Source organism: Bradyrhizobium sp. USDA 336 (genome assembly GCF_044908355.1).
Taxonomy (GTDB): domain Bacteria; phylum Pseudomonadota; class Alphaproteobacteria; order Rhizobiales; family Xanthobacteraceae; genus Bradyrhizobium; species Bradyrhizobium yuanmingense.
Genome location: NZ_JBIYDC010000002.1, coordinates 7,976,857 through 7,992,041, shown reverse-complemented (window position 1 = coordinate 7,992,041; position 15,185 = coordinate 7,976,857). Strand labels below are relative to the sequence as shown.

Sequence of the window (15,185 nt, the reverse complement as noted above, 5' to 3'; positions counted from 1 at the left end):
CATCCGTCCGCTATCCAAAACTCGAGCCCGGCTTGAGCGAAAGACTAGCTCCAATTCGCCGGCGCATGCAACCGCCGAAGCGCCCTGCCGTTGCTCATGAACAGGTGGCAATCCGCGGGAGCAGCAGCAAGACGAAGCTTCCCCGCCCTCTTGAGCGGCTCTTTTGGCGCCTTGGCGACGACAGCTTCGTTTCCGGCGTTGCCGTAGATGTAGGTAACGCTGCCGAGATGCTCGACGAAATCGACATCGAGCTCGATGGCGATATCCTGCTGCGTCTGCGAGGACGCGGAGAAATCGTCGGGCCGAATTCCGAGCGTGATCGCCTTGCCGACCAATTCTTTGTCTGGTTGGACCGGGACGCAGACGCTGGTGCCGGCCTGAAGGCGCACGTCCATACCTCCCTGGTGCGCCGCCTCGACCTCGCCACCCAGGAAGTTCATTTTGGGCGAACCAATGAACCCTGCCACGAAGCGCGATGCCGGATTGTGGTAGAGGTCGTGCGGGCTGCCGACTTGCTCGATATTTCCGTCCTTGAGCACGACGATCTTGTCCGCCATGGTCATCGCCTCGACCTGGTCGTGTGTTACATAGATCATCGTGTTGCCGAGCTGCTTATGAAGTTTGGCAATCTGAACCCTCATCTGCACCCGCAATTCCGTGTCCAGGTTGGAGAGGGGCTCATCGAACAGGAACACCTTTGGTTCGCGCATGATTGCGCGCCCGATTGCGACGCGCTGCCGTTGTCCCCCTGAGAGTTGTCGGGGCTTGCGGTCCAGCAGATGATCCACCTGCAAGAGCGAAGCAGTCTCCCCTATCCTGGTGGCGATCTCGCCCCTCGCAGCCTTGGCCATACGCAGCGGGAAGGCAAGGTTCTCTCTCACGGTCATATGCGGATAGAGAGCGTAGCTTTGAAATACCATTCCGATGTTGCGGTCCGCCGCGTCGATATCGTTGACGAGCTCATTATCGATCAGGAGCCGCCCGCCGCTGATGGGCTCCAGCCCCCCTATCATGCGCAACAAAGTGGACTTGCCCGACCCAGATGGACCGACGAAGGCAACGAACTCGCCGTGATCTATTTTCAGGTCAATGTTGCGCAGGACTTCTATCGTTCCATACACCTTCCTAACGCCTTGCAGGCGCACATCGGCCATCATACCCTCCTCTGTCGTGACGGCCCCGAGAGAGTCGCGGTCACATCGATCTCGCCCAAGCTCGACACGATGAAATCGGGCGGTTTCAAAGACGGGTCCTCTCGGGCCGGCACACCGGTCGTGACAAGCACGCTCGGTAGACCTGCCCTCTTTCCGGCCTGAATATCGGTCTGAATTTGATCGCCGATTAGAATAGTCGAATCGCGAGCGGTACCAAGCCGCGAAAGTGCCGTTTCGATCATATGCGGTTCGGGCTTACCGGCGATCAACGGTCTCACTTGCGTGGCAGCAGCAATAGCTGCGATCGCTGCACCAGCTCCTGGTTCGAATCCGCTCGCCGTCGGCAGCAGAAGATCCGGATTGGTGCCGATAAAAGCGGCTCCATTCAGGATCGCGTCAACCGCGATCCGCATCTTCTCGTGCGTGATCTCGCGATCGAGCCCCATCACTACGGCTTCGGGTGTTCGCTCGGTGACCTCGAGTCCTGCGCCAACCAAGGCCTTCACGAGGGAGGGAGCACCGATAACATAGACGCGTCTCAATTCTGGGTATTTCGCACGGATGAGCTCCGCGGCCGTGACAGCGCTTGTAACCACCTGCTCGGGCGCAATTGCAAGACCGTGTCCTTCCAGCTTGCGGACGACGTCCTCTGGCGTGTGCGTCGAATTGTTCGTCACGAAACAAAATCGCAGGCCGGCTGTCTGCCACCGAGCGAATGCTCCTATCGCATCTGCGATTGCTGCGTGCCCGCGATAGACCACCCCGTCCAGATCCGAGATGATGCCTTGGATTGGTGGCCAGCTGAGGTGAGAGCCTGCGCTAGCCATTCATCAGCATCCCGCCGTTCACATGAACGATCTGCCCGGTCATGTAGGAGGCTGCGGGACTTGCGAGGAAGACCGCAAGCCCAGCGATATCCTCGGGCAATCCGACCCGCCCCAAAGGAATTCGGCCACTATGCCGTGCCTCGGTCTCCTGCCGCGGACGGCCGTGCATGGGTGTATCGATGATGCCGGGCGCGATTGCGTTGACGTTGATGTTGAGAGGAGCGCATTCGTAGGCGAGGAGCTTGGTTAAGTCGTGGACGATCGCCTTCGACAAGCAATAGTCGGCTCCGCCGGCCTGATAGTTGAAAACGGCGCCTTGCGAGGACAGTGAGGAGCCGACATTGACTATGCGACCGCCTTTGCTGTTCATAAAACGCTCGATGGCCAGCTTCGAGCAGCGCAGCACGGCGACCGAGTTGATCTGTATGGTACGCTCGATCTTGTCAGCATTGCCGCTGAGAAGCGGCTGGGCCGATTTTATGCCGGCGTTGTTGATCAACACGTCAAGCCTGCCGAACAGCCTGGCGATCTCGTCGAGAACCCTTGCAACGTCTTCCTCGCGCGCCACATCCATCGCCATTGGCAGTATGCCGTTCCCGTGAGGTAACCTCGTCAGAATGTCCCGGAGGTTCTCCAGGTTCGCGTCTGTCGCCAGGACGTTTGCTCCGCCTTGGCGGAAGGCATTGGCAATGGAGGAGCCTATGCCGCCGCCGGCCCCGGTGACGAGCACGGTCCTGTCTGCAACTGAGAACTGTTCGGTCATTACAACTCCAAGATCGTTTGGGATTTCAGGAACTCGTCGACGGCCTCGCCGGTCGGCATGGAGCTTTGGGCGCCGCGTCGTGTCACGCACAATGCGGCCACTGCCAGCGCCCTTTTGACGGCTTCTCGCAACGGCAGCCGCTGGGCGAGTGACGCTGCGAAGCCCCCATTGAACGCATCGCCCGCAGCGGTCGTGTCAACGACCTTCACGGGAAATGCCCGCAGGGCAAAAGCCCGCTCCGCATCGGCGTAAAAGGCCCCCTGCGCGCCGAGAGTAATCAGCGCTGCGTTTGGACCGAGGTCGAGTAGTTTTCCGGCGGCGTGAGCGGCACTCTCAAAGTCGTGCACCTCGACCCCGGTTAACTCAAAAGCTTCGGTCTGGTTCGGAGTGACGAAATTGACGTTTCTCCATGCCGCTGATGAAAGCCCGGCTCTAACGGGCGCTGGATTGAAAATGAGTTCAAATCCCTTTGCCCGTTTCATCTCAAAGAGGCGATTAAGAGCGGGAATCGGCATGCCCATCTCGGCAACAACGATCGCGCCGTGCTCAATGAATTCCGCGGCTCTATCGATCATGGCGGGGGTGACGTTCAGATTAGCGCCGGGATCTATGACGATCATGTTGGAGCCATCGTCACCGACCAGAACGAGAGCTGATCCCGATATTTCTCCTGGGCACACTTCGATAGCGTCAGCGCGAACGCCCGCATCCCGCAGGGACAGCGACAGCGATCGACCGGCATCATCGTCTCCGAGCCGCGTGTAAAAGTGTGGGCGCAGTCCAAGCCGAGCAGCAGCAACAGCCTGGTTGGCGCCCTTGCCTCCGGGGTTGCGATTCAAGGCTCCCATGAGGCTTTCGCCCGGTGTCGGAAGCCGCTCGACATTGAAGCAGAGATCAAGATTGGTCGTTCCGAAGAACATCAATGGCCTGGGGCTCATTTCACGGCACCGAAGGTAAGACCACGTTCAAGATGACGCTGGCCGAGGACGATCAGAACGACGGGAATGACCATGGTCACCACAAGTCCGGCGGCCATGACGGGGTAGAATTGGACGCCCGGATTGAGCAGCTTGAGAAGAGCTACCGTCACCGGCGCCCTGGTCGAGCTCAAGATCAGACCGAGCGCGAAGTTGTGCCATGCGAGCAGAAAAATGAGCAATGAGGCGCCTATCAGACCCGGCTTTAAGAGCGGCAGCACGATGTGCAGCACGATGCGGAACGGCTTTGCACCATCCATGGCGGCCGCTTCCTCGATGTCCTTCGGGATGTCTTCGATATAGGAGCGGCTCAGCCAGACGATCATCGGCAGGGTGACGACCTGGTAAACCCAGATCATCCCGAAATAGGTATCGTACAGCCCAATTCTCTGGAAAACGCTAAAGAGCGGGATGACGACCAGCAACGCCGGAGCAAAGCGGAAGCCCAGGATAAAGAAAGCGATATCTTCCTTGAAAGGTACGTCGCGCCTCGCCAGCACGTATCCGGCGGGCACTCCGACGAGCACAGAGATCGTAACGGCGCCAAACGCAATCACTACGCTGTTCGCGATCGGTGTCAGGAAATCAACCTTGATGGTACCGTAACTGGTCGCGCCGGCCTGGGCGACGTCAAAGAGGACGCGAAAGTTCTCCAGCGTTGGCGTGAATATGAACGTCGGCGGCCACGTCATGACCTCGGACTGCTGTTTGAGCGACATCATCACGATCCAGACGAGGGGAAACGTCAGGATCAGCGCGCAAGCAGCGACCAGGACATTCAGCATCAGACTGGTAGAGGTTGATCGTCTCAAACGCATTGGCGACCTCGTTCAGCTTACACGCTGCCTAACGAAGCGCCACAGCTTGACCATGGCAAACGCTCCGACGAGCACTATCAACCAATTGATTACCATGAGCGCGGCACCGCGCCCAAAGGCAAGATTCTGGAAGGCGACAATGTAGGCGCGTACCGAAAGCACGGCGGTGCTATCGCCCGGCCCTCCTTGCGTGGTCCCAAAAATGATGTCGAACTGGTTGAGGGATTCGATCAGCCGAAATACCGCGGCAATCAGAATATATGGAGCGACGAGCGGTAACTCGATATACCGGAAGGTTGCCCAACCTTTCGCGCCGTTGACCCGAGCGGCCTCCCTCACCTCGTCGTTGATGCCCTGTAGACCGGCAAAGATGATCAGTGCGAAGAAAGGCGTGTAGGTCCACACGTCGATGAGAACCAGGGAGAACATCGCCGTCGTTGGATCCGAAATCCATGCAAAGCGGCTGATCCCAACAAGCGAGAGCAAATAATTCAGAATCCCGTTTTGCGGGTCCATCATCGTCGTCCACATGAGGGCGACGCTCATCGGCGGAAGGACGAGTGGCAGCAGAATGACAGGCCGCATCAAACGTGCAAGGAACACCTCCGTGGCGAATAGCTTTGCAAGCGCAAGTCCAAATATGGCTTCTACTAGTACAGCCAATCCCGCGTAGCCGAGGGTCGCGCGAACGCTGCTCCAGAAATCTTCAGTCTTGATCAGGGCTGTATAGTTGTTGAACCCAACTAAGTGGACCAGCGGTCGTCCAAACCGGAGATCTGTAAGAGACTGAAAGATTCCGTAGAAGAACAGGAAAAGAAAGCCGAGCAGGACGACGATAGCGGGTACGACCGCGGCAATGCTCCACCAGTCGAGACGCCACTCGCCGGCACTTTTCACCGGCTCGTCCTTCGACGAGGCAAGTTGACCGGCCGTAGGCTGTAGCGTCACGGTCCCGTTAATCCCTCGAGGATCCATCACTCTAACTCTAGGATGCGAGGCGGCGGCAACTGACCTTGCCGCCCCTTTTCGGCTTCACATTGACGAGCGGATTCCCGAGGCGAGATCGGTCAGCGTCGTTTTCACATCGGCGCCATTGACCATCTTCTGCATGGCGACGGCCCAGGCGTTCATTGCTTCGGCGAATCCGACCCGCGGCGTGAAAGCGAGCGCTGCTCGGTCCTGCACGCTCTTGAACGTATCGACAAAGTTATTGAATTCGGGCTTTGCCGCATATTCCAGCCAAGCCTTGTCGCTCCATGTGGAGGCGCGCGGAGAGTTGACGAGCTTGCCGGCGACCGCGCCGTTCAACTCTACCTGCTTCGACGTTGCCCACTGGATGAACAGCCAGGCGGCACCCTTCTTCTGGGAGGCAGCATTCATCGCCAAAGACCAGATCCAGATGTTCGATTCGAAGTTCTTGCTGTTCGGAGCGTGCAATGGAGGTGCGAATGCGATCTTGCCCGAAGCGGGCTTGCCGGCCACGTTGTTCCAGAACCCGAACATATTGGAATCAATTGCCATCGCCGTACGTCCGGAGCTGATGCCATCGACCACCTGGTACCAGTTGTCGTTGGCGAAGGATGGAGCCGCACACTTCTTGATCATGTCCACATAGTCTTTGTGGAAGACGATCGACTCGGGCGAGTCGAGACCTGTTTCCAGCTTTCCGTCCTTGAGGATAAAATCGTGGACTCCGTAGGACTTGGCGATCGAGATTGCGGCTGTGTGGATGCTGCTCCAAAAGCGCACGCCGCGTACGCCCAATGGCGTGATGGCAGGATTGGACGCCTTGAGTTTCTCGCAAGCGGCCGACATCTCAGGCGGCGTTGTCGGAACCTTGATCCCGTATTTGTCCAAGATGTCCTTGCGGTAAAACAGCTGGATGTTCTCGAATCCATGCGGGATGCCCCATACCTGACCGCCTCCCGGCTCGATCTGCCCTTCCTTCACTTTCCAGGTGAGTGCATTCCGCAGTGCAGGGAAGAAATCCTTGTAGTCGTAGCTGGACGCCGTTAGTTTTGGATCGTTCAGATAGCGATCGAGCGGCTCAAGCAACTGCCCTGGTGCGAGATCCCAGGCGGGCTGAATCCCCGTCCCCACAACATCCCAGCTCGGCGACTTGGTGCTCAGTTGAATGGTGAGCTTATTCCAGTACGCATCATCCGGATAAAGCTCCGGTGTCACCTTGATGCCCGTCAGCTTTTCGAATTCGGGCAACTGGGCCGCGACCGCATCCGCATATGGATGGATGTCGTATGCCCAAACAATCGATGTACCTTCGAACTGCCGCCAATTGAGGTCGTCGGCTTTGGTTGGGCTGAGTGTTCCGACCGCTCCGACCAAAAGCGTCGAGCAGATGAGAGCGTTTCTGGCAAAATTCGTCGAATGGTCGCGAAGAGCGGCGAGCTTCCTTGGCATCAATCCCTCCTCTGGGCTCTTTGGCCCGGAAATCCACGTGCCCCTTCGGTTCCAGGCCGCGGCAGGGGAAGGCTAGCCATCATTGTTTCGTCCGAGCGTCCCTTTCACTCAAAGGTTTGGGTAAGATTGAGTAAGATCAAAAGATTGGCCTCACTAAAAAGCAGCCGCCGATTGGGACAAAGGCAGACACCCGCCAGCTTCAGATAGTTGGAAGAACGGAAGAGCCCCGATAATTCAAGATCTTCCTTTGCTTTTGGCTCATAAACTGTCAGTGACTCGCCGCCCTCGGCCTTCAGCCGCGCGCTCTCGCTGGACAGCAGTTTGGCAAGCGACTGGCCTGAGGCAGGCTCGCGAAGGATGGCGTCACCAAAATGAATATTCCCGACCGGTTCTACCCCTTTCATCGATTGAAAGATGCTTCCGATCAATTCGGAAGGACATGCCAGTGCCAAGTTGAATTTGCGATTGACCCAACTCCGATTTGGAATGGTAGCATTTGACTGAACCACGCGAGTTCGGGTTGCTCTTCGAGAGTGGCGGTGGAATTTCGCGATCTACGCTGGACAATCACCGTTTCTCAGCATCGAAGCCTGCGCCAAGCCGAGGGCACTCCGAATCCAACAGTGGACGCTGAGTCGCTGATTGCGCAACTTCGAACACAAGGTGGGTAGCACCCTCTTGGAGCGCACCAACGGCGGCACGGGACCAATTATCCAAGGTCAGGAATTCCTCAATGCTGCCCGGTGTATCGTCGACGATCCGGAGCACTGACGGCTCTCCTCAATATCCATTCGCGCAGCGAGAACGGCCGATTGATCACCGGCGTTCACACTTCCCTCTTGGCCGGCAATCTGCGGGCCACGCTCCTCGAGCACCGGCGGCGCTAATTTCGATTCTCATCTAGTCGACCGAGCGAGAGTCCAACTGATCTCCGATCTCATCAGTCCTGCAATTGATATTGCTTTCGTAGCAGAGCCCAATCCAATCGGTCTGGAGCGAACGCGTTGTCCCCGCTGTCCCGAGAACCATCCATTTAGGGCGCACAATGTGGTTCATTGGGGGGAGTTGAGGATTGAGACGCTCTTGTTGCCACGGCACGGAGCGGGATCGGAATTCTATAAGCTGCTCATCAGCAAACTGGGGAGTACCGATGCAAGCCTGGGGCTGCGCGATGATGTGGCGCTCGACCGGCTGCTCACGTTGGTTGGCGCAGGCTGGGGTGCCCTGCTGGCTTTGGGAGGTGCGACCGCCGCTGCCTATCCAGGTGTCTCCTTCCGACAGGCCCATCATGCCGGGCTGCTGCCGGTTGGATAGACACCGAGATTAGGTGTGTCTGAAGCCGGAGATGGGCGGTGAAAAGACGGAAGTTTCAATCGTGAGTTCAAAATCGAGGCGGTGAAGCTGGTCAGGGAGCGTGGGTGTTTCGGTGGCGCAGGCTGAGCGCGACCTGGATGTTCATGAGAGCGTTCTGCGCGAGCGGGTGAAGGCGTTGGGCTCCGATGCAGTGCAGGCCTTTCCCGGCCACGGGCAGTTGAAGCCGGCAGCAGGAGATCGATCGGTTGCGCCGTGAGGTCGCCAAATTGAAGGCCAAGCGGGATATCCTAAAAAAGGCCCGCAGCCTTCTCGCGGAGGAAGCGACATGAAGTTCGTTTTCATCGCAAAGCACCGGGCGGTCTGGCCGGTGGAACGGCTACGCGATGCGCTGAGGGTTTCGCGCTCGGGCTTCCATGCCTGGCTGAACCGCTCTCCCAGCGCCACATCCCGCGGCGACGAAGAGCTCGGCGCCAGGCGGTCAGTTCGCGCAACGATCCAGCGACGGCTGCCCGCAGAGCGGCTTCAACCGGTCTGCCTGGTCACGCCCAACACGAGCGATCGGCGCCTCGCCAAGTCGTGTCGTAGGTACGCACGTTCGCCACCTTACGTTCCCACTTGGCGAGATGCGCCTCGAATGCCTCCCAGCCCGCGAAGGAACGCCCGCGAGCGCGTTCTTCTTCAAGTCGCCGATGCCATTCTCCGTCTTGCCTTCGTGTACGCCCGACACGGCGCACAGGCGCGAGGACAGAAGCCCAATGCTTCGCGAGCGCGATGAACTTGCGGCTAAACTGAATCGACTCTTCGCGGCTCGAAACGCACCGACATGCAGCCGCCGCGAATGCCCAGGCGTCGCCAGATACGAATGCCTTGATCTACACCTCCCCGATCTCGACGAGACGCTCGCCGACGTCCATCTGCCGCTGCCCGTCTCGAAACCGCGTCGTCGCCAGCGCTTCGGCCTTCAGCACCTAACGATAGGGCTGCACGGCAGGGTTGCCACGTTCGCGGGCTGACAGCCACGCCTTTTCCGACCAACAGGTCCTGGCGCACCAGATCCGCATCGCCGCCGTGCCGAATGAACCTCTTGCGCAGCCTACCCTCGAGTCCATGGAGCCATTTCCGGCGCTCAGGCGACCGCCGCCCGCCGCCACGTAGTCCTTCACCCTAACGCCCGTCGCCCAGCTGTGGCGCAATCCGCTACAGACCCCACCCGCACGCCACTTGGCGCAACATCTCCACCACATCATTCGATGTCTTCGTCAGCTCCCCCGGTGGATCAATCCGAGACGAGCCTTCCGTCGTTCGTTCTCGTTCCTTCGCTCTCTCCCGCGCTATCCAAGCAGGGGCAATTTCTCGTGATGCCGAGGGCCAGTTTTCCATGGCCCGCGACGCGCTTCCCATGATCAGCCTACGGTCGCTCTCGATAGTCGACCGTTGCGTTCTCCAGCTTCTACTTGAGAGGGCACATCGGATGCCGGCGGCGGTCTCGCGCCTTGCGTGCCAGAACGTTCCCTCTCGATAAACGTATTGCAAACTCTCGCCGAAAACATACGCCCAGATGTCAGAACTCTTACAAATTGTCTGTGATCACTCGATGCAGCCGTGAAATCGCAAACAATTCTCCAACTCGACTGGCCTCAATTTTGCTCTGCACCTCGCGCGGCACCTACTAATCGGATCTTTGCGATGAGATCAGCGTCCCCTAACGGTGGAACAGACGTGAACTTGGAGTTTCAAGCGTTGATGGAAGTCCCCGCGAGCAGTGCCTTGGGCGGTGACTACGTACCCGCATACTTCCGAAGCGGCTCTGATAACTTCAAAATCATGGAGGCACTATGCGCATCTGCGGTATCAAGCTGACGCATGACGGAGCTGTCGCTCTCGTCGAGGACGAACGGCTTATCTTTTGTATCGAGCAGGAAAAGCGTAACAACAACCCTCGGTATCAAACGATCGACAATCTCGATGCAATCGTCCTTGCCTTGGCGGAACACGGCCTGCATCCAGGGAAAGTTGATCAGTTCGTCGTCGACGGCTGGGTAGGCAAGCGCGAGTCGCAATTCCGGGTCCTCAGCGGGACAGCACCCATCGCCCTCAAAGGCGGTCCCTATGTTGAAAAGGACGCAGTGAGCGTCCTTGCTTCACATGAGGGCTTTGGTCTTAGACTCGACGGCGCGGACTATCCATACATAAGTTTTCCACATGTGACGAGCCACGTGGCCGCCGCATATTGCACCAGCCCCTTTGCCAAAGCTGGGCAGCCCGCTTTCTGCCTTTTATGGGATGGCGGCACATTTCCACGTCTCTATCACGTAGAACGCAGGAGCGCTCGATTCGTCGAATGTCTTTTCCCTATGATCGGGCACGTCTATGCCGCTGCGGGCCTTCACTTTGGACCATACAAGCAGGTGAAGCGCGCCAACTGGGACTTGGGTGATCCCGGCAAGCTAGACCCCGGCGGTGCGGGCAAACTCAATTTAGGTGTTGCCGGGAAACTGATGGCCTATATCGCGCTCGGGTCTGTTAATGAAGACATTGTCGCGGTCTTTCAAGATCTCTATCATAAGGTCTTCGCGGCTGAGACGAACCTTGCCAAACTACCGCACGGACGTTCCGAGCATGGAGTCCGCACTTGCGACCACGCATGAGTTCTTTGATGCTAGCGCGCGTCGCTTGGAGACTTCGTCCCCCGAGGATGTGCTCGCATCCTTTCATTGCTTCCTCGAACGTCTGCTCGTCCAGGAGATGTCGAATGCAATACAGCGCCATTCGGACTTTTCAGCACGCAATCTGTGCATTACTGGTGGCTGCGGTCTCAATATCAAATGGAATAGCGCGTTACGAGCGGCAGGCCTGTTCGATGCTATCTGGGTGCCCCCGTTCCCAAATGACAGCGGCTCCGCAATCGGTGCGGCTTGCTGTGCGATGGTGGCGGATAAAGGTTTCGCGCCCTTAGATTGGTCGGTGTATAGTGGGCCGGCCTTGGAACATTGTGATGTACCACCAGAATGGAGGTCCACGCCGTGCAGCTTGCATGAACTTGCTACCATCCTCGCGAGCAACAAGCCGGTGGTTTTTCTTTCCGGCCGCGCCGAGCTCGGACCTCGCGCATTGGGCAGCCGAAGCATTCTCGCAGCCCCAACATCATCGAGAATGAAAGATCATCTCAACGACATCAAACTTCGCGAACACTTCAGACCAGTGGCGCCGATCTGCTTGGAGGATCGTGCGCCCGATATCTTTGATCCTGGAACGCGGGACCCTTACATGCTTTTTGATCACGAGACGAGAGCAGAGTGGCGAGACAGAATCCCGGCCATTGTACATCTCGACGGCTCTGCGCGGCTACAGACGATTTGCAGAACCTCTCAGCACAAAGTCGCCGAGCTTCTAATCGAATACGAAAAGCTGACTGGCATTCCGCTGCTTTGCAATACAAGCGCCAACCACCATGGACGTGGATTCTTCCCAAGTGTCGCAGCGGCTTGCGAGTGGGGGCGCGTTGATCACGTATGGTGCGATGGTACGATGTGGACGAAAGCCCCGTAGGCGAGTCACTGGGAGCTAACAAGGTTGTTCACGCCAAACGGTTGACTTACGGACGCATGAAGTCTTACTACGCGGATTGTTGTTGACGTTCCAGCAGAAGCGCGCTCCTGCCAGTTAGTAAGGGAATTCACGCTCATTGGAGAGCACTAGCCAGTCGTCCGTTAAGAAGCCGTATTGAGCTTGGCTGGACATGCGGTCGCCGTAGGGGTCCCACGGCGCGGCCAGGAATTCTCTGAGAGGCGTCAACGCCGCGGAAGTTGTTGCGGACAGCCGAGAGGAGCACGTTGGCACCCTCGCCGGCCCGTCATTTGAGCTAGCCGCGCCTGGATGACCTCGGCCTCCGGTGACCTGATGATGATGGAGGAGCGTGACGCAGCTCTGGATTGATGATGCAGAATCTGGCCCGAGATGAAGACCCCGGCTTGAATTTTGCGCAATGCGGCCGACCTACCATTGCCGACATGCGCCCGCTCGATCGACAGAGGCGGCAAGCACTTCAGTGCGGACGATAGCGTCCGCAACGCGCGACCATCACAGGGATGGCCGAGTGGCCCTCTGGCGCGTGGCAGGAACCAGTCATATCTCTGACCGATCGCTTCATTGGAGCCTCGATCAGGAGCCGTGATCGCCAGAAGCTGCGGCGGCTCTCGGGTTCGATTTCACAATCCAAGCGACTCTCGGTCTTAAGGCCACCGGCACTACCCACGCCGCCATTTCATGGCCTGAGGCTGTTATTCATATCGATGTCTTCCGTGTGATGAGATCGGACTTATGGTTCTTCAAGACTAAGGCTATTCAGCGCTTGAACGATACGCTTCAGTCCGATAGCCACTGCTTCAGGCGGACTGCCGAAGGAGAGACGCAGGCCGTTGACGTCGCCAAACGTGTCACCGGCAACGCATCCTACGTTAGTTTCTTTCAGAAGCCGCCGCGCAATATCATTCGTCGCTCCAATTCGACCGTCGGCCTGCAAAGCTGATGCAAGCCTATTCAGATCGAGGTAGAAGAAGAACGCACCATCGGCGCGAGGCGGGGCTACGTCACGTAAATCAGAAAGAATGTGAAGACCAATGTCGCGAGCGCTGACCAGCCAGTTGTATGTCTCCCGCTCAACATGGCCCTCGGTTACTTTAAGGTGGTAAAGAGCAGCCTCCTGGACGGCTGGACTTGGAGTTGTCCCTGCACGACTCTGAAGCTTTCCCACAGCTCGCGCGATAGGCGCGGACGCCGCCAAATAACCCAAGCGAAATCGAGCCATTGCTAGGCACTTTGAACGTGGATTGACGATGATTGTCCGCGACCGTACGCCAGGGTGGACGGTGACGATCGATTCGTGGCGATGGAAACCAGTGAATACGAAACTAGAGTAGCACTCATCCGAAATGATCCATATCCGGAGTTCGATAGCGAGCTCGCCGATATTGTGCAGTGTTGTTCGGTTGTAGACTGCGCCAGTCGGATTGTTAGGGGAATGAATAATTATAGCTCTCGTTCGTGGTGTGACAGCAGCTCGAATAGAGCTGACATCAGGAGTATATCTTGGTCGTTGAGCATCGACGAACACTGGTACTGCGCCAAGGGCAAGAATCAGGGGAGGGACCTCCGGCTGCCAGGGGCGAACAATGATAACCTCATCGCCCCCCTTCAGGACGGCCAAGGCAGCATAGAGCAGTGCTTTGTTTGAACCTGCAGTGATTACGATCTCTTCCGCTGTCCACTCAATGCCTGTTTGGGCGGCGAGCCTTTTGGCGACAGCTTTCCGGAGCGGCATGAGGCCGGTAGGATCGAAGTAGCCGCTCGGCCGTGAATTGACCGGCTCCATTGTCTTTTCGCGCGCTGATAAGAGTGGCTGGACGATTTCGTCATTTCCTAGATCGATGAATCGGCCTCCGATAGCGGCAGACCCCGTAACCACGTACTGGTCACCGGGCATATACTTTCTAGAACTGAACGATGTCGAGCGCGACAGCATAGTGTGACCTCCTGCAGTCGTCGAAACTGATGGGAGTGAACCAAGACACGCTAACGCCTTTATCTTAGTGGTTTGGCAAACCGGCCACACTCGGCGGGGTTGAAAGGTTCACGTAAAACGGCACATTTTTCCTCCATCACCAGCAGCCTTGTTGTCGCGGCTCACAGTCCGATAAGATGAGAGACAGCGTGACGAACTTTCCGCGGCGGCACCGGACTTCTCCGAGGCAGGCGAGACAGATTGTGCCGAACACTAAATAGTGTGATCATTGATCCGACTGTCGTTGCACAAAGCGCCAGCCTGTCTTCGCCCGCGAAAGAACAAGGTTCTGCCCTCCTCGAAGTTGCTGAGCTTTTCGCGCAAATGAGATTGCGCACGATTACACAGCATCAACACCTTGTGGATTGTGTAACTACCAGGGTTACGCTGCCCCGCCTCGGCAGGGCCCGTCGAGGATGACACAATGCAGCTCGCCTTCTATGCTACGCTTGTAGACGGTGCCTGGTCTTGCGTCTCACTGAGAAATGCCATGCACTATTCCGCTGATCAATCGCCATTATTAGTAGTTGATCCGGCCAGCGTCGACGACGTGCGTCCAGGGCTCGCTTCGGTCGATGCAATCAAACACTACGTCGTGGTGATGGCAAAGATGCCATGTTCGAGTTGAATAGAAACGACACTTACAATGGCGTGAGTTGGATGGTCTCACTCCATCGCGCCAAAGATTAACGAAGCCGATCTGCTCGACATTCCACCGCCCGGCTCAGACCAGCGCTCGTGTATATCAAGTCCGACTGCCTTATCTCGATTTCTCACCTATGCGAGAAAAGAACATCACCAGTGCCGCGATTGGACTTCTCAACCGATATCCCCCGGAGCCGCTAACACGATCCATTCCTAACTGCGCCCGCCGAAAGCTATCGCCACATCGCGCAAGATAAGCTCTAGAGTGTCTCGCATTTTGACGGAGGCATAACCGGCGTTGGCGAGGTCGCTTGCGCATTCGCGAGACAGAATACCCTCGATGAGGTGACCGATGTAGCGTCAAGTGTCCTCGATGGTGCGGTTCTGCGCTTGCCGCAAACAGTGTTTGGTCTTTGGAGAATGCCTGCTCGATCAGGTTGAGGTCTGGCGGGTATAGCGGAGAGTACCAGAGCCTGCCGTCGCAGCCTGGATCATCTGCCTGACGACTTGTGGCTTCCGAGAACATCGAGACTTGACGGTGTCGCCTTCGCTCAGGGTTCGTAGGAGACGGTGCTTGACATAAGCAAGCGCACCAGGAATCACCCTTGATCGGGCCGTCGTTCCGTCCACCAGATAGCCCTCATCAAGCATCTGCCAGTGATAGTCCCAGCCTTCGGACCTTCCCCCGCCCGTCACCAGCGTAGTCGAT

11 protein-coding genes and 2 pseudogenes are annotated in these 15,185 nt (G+C 57.6%); 4 read left to right on the top strand and 9 right to left on the bottom strand.

Annotated elements, in window-relative coordinates; translation table 11 throughout:
• Positions 1 to 44: 44 nt before the first annotated feature.
• The 8 genes from ABIA45_RS38080 to ABIA45_RS38045 form a co-directional block, all read right to left on the bottom strand.
• On the bottom strand, positions 45 to 1,154 hold the full coding sequence (locus tag ABIA45_RS38080; RefSeq protein ID WP_225133362.1) for an ABC transporter ATP-binding protein: 1,110 nt from the start codon (positions 1,152 to 1,154) through the stop codon (positions 45 to 47).
• On the bottom strand, positions 1,154 to 1,981 hold the full coding sequence (locus ABIA45_RS38075; RefSeq protein ID WP_036008283.1) for an HAD-IIA family hydrolase: 828 nt from the start codon (positions 1,979 to 1,981) through the stop codon (positions 1,154 to 1,156). The genes ABIA45_RS38080 and ABIA45_RS38075 overlap by 1 nt, the downstream gene beginning before the upstream one ends.
• Positions 1,974 to 2,744, bottom strand: coding sequence for an SDR family NAD(P)-dependent oxidoreductase (locus ABIA45_RS38070; RefSeq protein ID WP_404655440.1), 771 nt, complete (start codon positions 2,742 to 2,744; stop codon positions 1,974 to 1,976). Before ABIA45_RS38070 ends, ABIA45_RS38075 begins: the two co-directional genes overlap by 8 nt.
• Entirely contained in the window at positions 2,744 to 3,664 is a 921-nt protein-coding gene (locus tag ABIA45_RS38065) for a ribokinase (RefSeq protein ID WP_225133415.1), read from the bottom strand. The genes ABIA45_RS38070 and ABIA45_RS38065 overlap by 1 nt, the downstream gene beginning before the upstream one ends.
• A gap of 14 nt (positions 3,665 to 3,678) precedes the next feature.
• On the bottom strand, positions 3,679 to 4,506 hold the full coding sequence (locus ABIA45_RS38060) for a carbohydrate ABC transporter permease (protein WP_225133364.1): 828 nt from the start codon (positions 4,504 to 4,506) through the stop codon (positions 3,679 to 3,681).
• Between the two features lie 45 nt (positions 4,507 to 4,551).
• Complete coding sequence (locus tag ABIA45_RS38055; RefSeq protein ID WP_404655439.1) at positions 4,552 to 5,487, bottom strand: carbohydrate ABC transporter permease; 936 nt, start codon at positions 5,485 to 5,487, stop codon at positions 4,552 to 4,554.
• A gap of 84 nt (positions 5,488 to 5,571) precedes the next feature.
• Entirely contained in the window at positions 5,572 to 6,957 is a 1,386-nt protein-coding gene (locus ABIA45_RS38050) for a sugar ABC transporter substrate-binding protein (RefSeq protein ID WP_225133366.1), read from the bottom strand.
• A 104-nt stretch (positions 6,958 to 7,061) separates the two neighbouring features.
• Positions 7,062 to 7,361 (bottom strand): hypothetical protein, encoded by a 300-nt coding sequence (locus ABIA45_RS38045; RefSeq protein WP_225133367.1) that lies wholly within the window; start codon positions 7,359 to 7,361, stop codon positions 7,062 to 7,064.
• A 679-nt stretch (positions 7,362 to 8,040) separates the two neighbouring features.
• Here ABIA45_RS38045 and ABIA45_RS38040 point away from each other — a divergent pair.
• The 3 genes and pseudogenes from ABIA45_RS38040 (at position 8,041) to nodU (ending at position 11,820) form a co-directional block, all read left to right on the top strand.
• A complete protein-coding gene (locus ABIA45_RS38040; RefSeq protein WP_404655438.1) occupies positions 8,041 to 8,271 on the top strand; it encodes a hypothetical protein in 231 nt (76 codons plus the stop codon).
• Between the two features lie 72 nt (positions 8,272 to 8,343).
• Positions 8,344 to 8,737: pseudogene (locus ABIA45_RS38035) on the top strand (transposase); the annotation flags it as partial.
• A 1,369-nt stretch (positions 8,738 to 10,106) separates the two neighbouring features.
• A pseudogene (gene nodU / locus ABIA45_RS38030) lies at positions 10,107 to 11,820 on the top strand (nodulation protein NodU).
• Positions 11,821 to 12,589: 769 nt separating this feature from the next.
• Here the strand turns inward: nodU and ABIA45_RS38025 are convergent.
• Entirely contained in the window at positions 12,590 to 13,792 is a 1,203-nt protein-coding gene (locus tag ABIA45_RS38025; RefSeq protein ID WP_404655437.1) for a pyridoxal phosphate-dependent aminotransferase, read from the bottom strand.
• A gap of 463 nt (positions 13,793 to 14,255) precedes the next feature.
• Between ABIA45_RS38025 and ABIA45_RS38020 the strand changes: the two genes are divergently transcribed.
• Entirely contained in the window at positions 14,256 to 14,459 is a 204-nt protein-coding gene (locus ABIA45_RS38020) for a hypothetical protein (protein ID WP_404539012.1), read from the top strand.
• The last annotated feature ends 726 nt before the right edge of the window (positions 14,460 to 15,185 follow it).